Here is a 3,592-nt window from a genome sequence, read left to right on the forward strand (position 1 = left end):
ATCACTTCGGCTTCGGGCGGCCGGCTTGGGAGCCACTCGAATAGCCGGGCCGCCCGATTCCGCCGGCGCTCGTCGTTCTCGGCTTCGCCCATCAGCGCGTAGGCCGCCGCCCAGGCGGTCGGGCTCCCAATCGGGATCCCGTTCCAGGTGGCGGTGACCCGGGTCGGAATCACCACGATTCCGCCCGGGACGAAGAACGCGAACTCGGCGATCAGCTCGGCGCGTTCACCCTCGAAGCTCAGCTTGTGATCGGCGTGGCAGCCGCCGTGGTCGAAGCGCTCGAACTCGAGCCCCCCGCATGCCGCGACGACCGCTTCGATGCCGGCGTCGACGTTGACGTCCCAGTCGTTGACGCGCTCGACCAGCCCGAGGGCGGCGAGCAGCCCGCTCCCGCCCAGCGCGCAGCGAAGTCCGGCGGATTCGAGGCGCGCGAGCAGCCTGCGCAGCGGCTCGAGCGGCGGATGATGGAATGCTCGCGGCGACAGCGCCGGCACGGTCGGCCACGCGGCCTGGCTCATGTCGCGAGCCGCACCGCCTCGGCGGCGCCCTCGGCCAGCGCCTCGTGCATGCTGCCGATCAGCTCACCGAGTGCCTCGGCCGAGACCGGCAATTCCGCGGAGAGCGCCAACAGATGCCGGGCGCATGCGTCGCCCAGTCGGCGTGCGACCGTGGCGGCGCCGGCGGCGCCGCCTTCCTGGCCGATCGAGCCGTATTCGGAGTAGCGCTCGGCGAGCCGCGCGCGGCGGGAGTCGAGGGCTTCGAGATCTTCGGCCGCCCAGCCTTCGAGCACCTGCGCGTGCAGGGCGTCGATGGCCGCCGCGGTCTCGCGATTGAATCCGCCGGCCGCGACCAGGCCGCGCACACAGGCGTAGAGCGCGAACCCGGTCCATTCCCATCGCGCCTCGACCGTCGCCGCCGGCAGCATCCCGGAGGACTCGAGGTCGGCCCAGAGTCTGGGGATCACGGCCTCGGCGAACGCGGCGAGCGCGCGGCCGCGCTCGGCCGGATCGCGAATCACTTCACCCAGTCTCCGAACCGCTGGTGCGCGCGCTCATGACGGCGGGTTGGTGCTCCAGTCGTAGAAGCCGCGGCCGCTCTTCCGGCCGTGGAGGCCGGCGAGGACCATGCGCTTCAGCAGCGGCGGAGCGGCGAAGCGCTCCTCCTTGAACTCGTCGAACATGATCTGACAGATCGAGTAGGTGGTGTCGAGGCCGACGTAATCGGTGAGGAACAGCGGGCCCATCGGATAGCCGCACCCGAGCTTCATGGCGTTGTCGATGTCGTCGCGCGAGGCGAGTCCCTGCTCGAAGACGCGGATGGCGTCCACCATGTAGGGCACCAGCAGGCGGTTGACGACGAAGCCGGTCGAATCGCCGCAGCTCACCACCGTCTTGCCGATCGCCACGCACCACGCGCGTGTCTCCTGCAATGCGGCCGCGTCGGTGCGAATGGTGCGCACCACTTCCACCAGCTTCATGAGCGGCACCGGATTGAAGAAGTGGAGCCCGACGAAGCGCTCGGGGCGCTTGACGAAGGTGCTCATCTCGGTGATCGAAAGGCTGGAGGTGTTGGATGCGAGGATCGCGTCAGTCTTGCCGAGCGCGTCGAGCTTTCCGAACAGCTCCTTCTTGGCGGCGAGATTCTCGACGATCGCCTCGACAATCAGGTCGCAGTCCTTGAGCTCTTCGAGCCGGGTCGTGCCCTTGAGATTGGCCATGGTCTTGTCGAGCACGTAAGGCGCGACCTTGCCCTTCTCGACGCCGCCCTGCAGGAACTTCTGGATCATCCCGAGGCCCTTCTGCAGCACCTCGGGCGAAAGTTCGCAGACCACGGTCGGGAAGCCGGCCTGTGCGCTCACCTGAGCGATGCCGCTGCCCATCAGGCCGCAGCCCACCACGCCCACCTTTTGAATCGCCATGAGATGCGTCTCCCAAGCGGAAGAGGGTCGGTTGTGAAGTTGAGATCGGCCGGGGAGAATAGGGGAGCGTTCCATCGCTCACAAGGTCGAGAGCCCACAGGAGCCCCTCATGCCCGCCATTCTGAAGGTTGAGCGCCCGGTCGCCGGCGAGTTCGCGCCTTACTACGGTCGCTACATCGAACGCATCACCACCGACGACGCCCTGCCGGTGCTGGAGTCGCAGATCGAGGAGACCCATCGCGCGTTGCGCGCGCTCACCGACAAGCGCGCGCTGCATCGCTACGCGACCGGGAAGTGGAGCGTGAAGGAGGTCGTGCAGCATCTGACCGACGCGGAGCGCGTCTTCACCTACCGGGCCCTTCGATTCGCGCGCAACGACAGCGCCGAGCTGCCCGGATTCGACGAGAACCTGTGGGCGCCGGCGAGCTTCGCCGATCGACGGCCGATCGAGGAGCTGGCCGACGAGTACCGGGCGGTTCGCGCGGCGACCGTCGCCCTGTACCGCTCGTTCGAGCCCGACTGGCTGGTGCGCCGCGGAGTGGCGAGCGGCCACGTGATGAGCGTCCGGGCGCTGGCCTGGGTCTGCGCCGGACACGAGAATCACCATCGCGAGATCCTGCGCGAGCGCTACGACCTGGCCTGAGGGGCGGTGGCGGGGGCGGGCGAACGCGCGGTGAGTGCTGGCCGTGCGGCGCGATCTCGCTTAGATTCATCCGTGGCCCCGCTCCCCCCTGGGACCGCCCGGGCGACCACCCATCCCATGCGGAGTCGGTATTGAGCGAGACCGTTCTCGAGTCTCTGGTTCTCGACGGCAATTCCAAGATCGTCCTGCTGGTGCTCGATGGCCTAGGCGACCTGCCGAATTCCGAGCGCCAGGGCCAGACCCCGCTTGAGGCCGCCCACACTCCCCATCTCGACGCGATCGCGCCGCGCGCGGCCATGGGCCGCATCCTGCCGGTCGCTCCCGGGATCACGCCGGGCAGCGGGCCCGGTCACCTCGCCCTGTTCGGCTACGACCCGATCGCGACTCAGGTCGGCCGCGGCGTGCTCGAGGCGCTCGGCGCCGGAATCCCGCTCGAGCACGGCGATGTCGCGGCACGCGCCAACTTCTGCTCGCTCGACGCGGCTGGCGTGGTCACGGATCGGCGCGCGGGGCGGATTTCATCGGAAGTCTGTGAACAGCTGGTCGCACTGCTCAAGGCCGACGCCCGGAGGATCGAGGACGTCGAGGTGATCCTCAAGGCCGGGAAGGGCCACCGCTTCGTCGTGGTCTTTCGCGGCGCGGGACTGGGCGGCGACGTGTCCGACGCCGATCCGCATCGCGAAGGCAAGCCGGTGCCGGAAGCGCGAGCGCACGCCGAGTCATCGTCCAAGACCGCGCGGATCGCCAACGAATTTCTGGCGCGCGCCGCTCGCGTACTCCACGACCGCCATCCCGCCAACGGGATCCTGATGCGCGGTTTCTCGGAACGCCCGCGACTGCCGGGCTATCGCGAGCGCTTCCGGCTGCGCGCCGCAGCGATCGCCGCCTACCCGATGTATCGAGGTGTGGCGCAGCTCGCCGGCATGGAGGTGCTCCCCACCGGGGACGCGCCCGATGACGCCTTCGCCACCGCGAAATCGCGCTGGAGCGACTTCGACTACTTCTTCATCCACGTCAAGGGCACCGACATG

Annotated in this window: 5 protein-coding genes; 2 read left to right on the forward strand and 3 right to left on the reverse strand. The window is 69.0% G+C overall.

The features are described from left to right. The 3 genes from VMJ70_12415 to VMJ70_12425 all read right to left on the reverse strand — a co-directional run. On the reverse strand, positions 1–518 hold a 518-nt coding region (locus VMJ70_12415), incomplete at its 3' end, for a hypothetical protein (protein ID HTO91928.1). Beyond that, complete coding sequence (locus tag VMJ70_12420; protein HTO91929.1) at positions 515–1,018, reverse strand: hypothetical protein; 504 nt, start codon at positions 1,016–1,018, stop codon at positions 515–517. The genes VMJ70_12420 and VMJ70_12415, both read right to left, overlap by 4 nt. A 33-nt stretch (positions 1,019–1,051) precedes the next feature. Beyond that, positions 1,052–1,918, reverse strand: coding sequence for a 3-hydroxybutyryl-CoA dehydrogenase (locus tag VMJ70_12425; GenBank protein ID HTO91930.1), 867 nt, complete (start codon positions 1,916–1,918; stop codon positions 1,052–1,054). A gap of 109 nt (positions 1,919–2,027) precedes the next feature. Between VMJ70_12425 and VMJ70_12430 the strand changes: the two genes are divergently transcribed. Then, positions 2,028–2,561, forward strand: a complete 534-nt coding sequence (locus tag VMJ70_12430) for a DinB family protein (GenBank protein HTO91931.1) — start codon at positions 2,028–2,030, stop codon at positions 2,559–2,561. A gap of 131 nt (positions 2,562–2,692) precedes the next feature. Next, positions 2,693–3,592 (forward strand): hypothetical protein (locus VMJ70_12435; protein HTO91932.1); only part of this gene is annotated, 900 nt, incomplete at its 3' end.

This window comes from Candidatus Sulfotelmatobacter sp., from assembly GCA_035498555.1.
In the GTDB taxonomy this organism is placed as follows: domain Bacteria; phylum Eisenbacteria; class RBG-16-71-46; order RBG-16-71-46; family RBG-16-71-46; genus DATKAB01.